Genomic DNA, 764 nt, shown 5'->3' on the forward strand with positions numbered 1-764 from the left:
GCGGTGACGGTGCGGGAGCCGAGATCAAAGACACGCCCGGGCGTCAGATCCTCGTACCAATAACGGATTTCGGACATTTTGCTTGCATCGTCCTCCCAAAATCTCTTTTTTGCTTCGCAGATCACTTCAGGAGGGGCGATGCAAGAGAAATATGATCTCGGCGATTGGGAAAGGCGCAAGGCCACGCTTTTGCCTGTCCTGGATGCGGCGGCGAATGAAGGGCTGATCGGGCGCGACCAACTCGGCCGGCTTGCCGAATTCCTGCTCGGGCGCGGAGTGCGGATCGGCGACACCGTCGCAGCAGCAGCGCTATCGGCAGATGGCCTGGATACGCCGATTGCGTCGGAATCGGCGCCCGCCGTCGAGGAAAGCGAGGTGCCACGCTTCATCCGCGGCTTCCATGATATCCTCATCACCATCGGCGTTGTCGTCGTACTGTTGGGGCTTGCCGGTCTCGCCACTGTCTATGCCGTGATACCGGCAGCCATTGTGCTGGCGGAGATTCTCGTGCGCCGGCAGCGCCTCGCATTGCCGGCCGTCGTGCTGACCGTGGCCTTTTCCATTGCCTGCAGCTTCGGCATCTACCCGGTGATCGAGGACCTTGGGGGTAAGCTGCCGGAGATATGGCAGCCGGTTATTGTTCTTGCGATCATTGCGATCGTCACGCTCATTTTTTTCTGGCGTTACCAGGCGCCGATCGCGTTGGCCACAGGCTTGGTCGCAGGCTATGGCGCGGCCGTGTTCAGCCTGGCGATACTGGTTAT

At 60.5% G+C, this 764-nt stretch carries 1 protein-coding gene; it reads left to right on the top strand.

Features of this window, described 5'->3' with window-relative positions; translation table 11 throughout:
* Positions 1–138: 138 nt before the first annotated feature.
* A partial coding sequence (locus AC1D0P_RS26445) for a hypothetical protein (protein ID WP_477679441.1) occupies positions 139–764 on the top strand: 626 nt, incomplete at its 3' end.

It is taken from the genome of Polaromonas sp. P1_G2, from assembly GCF_056405515.1.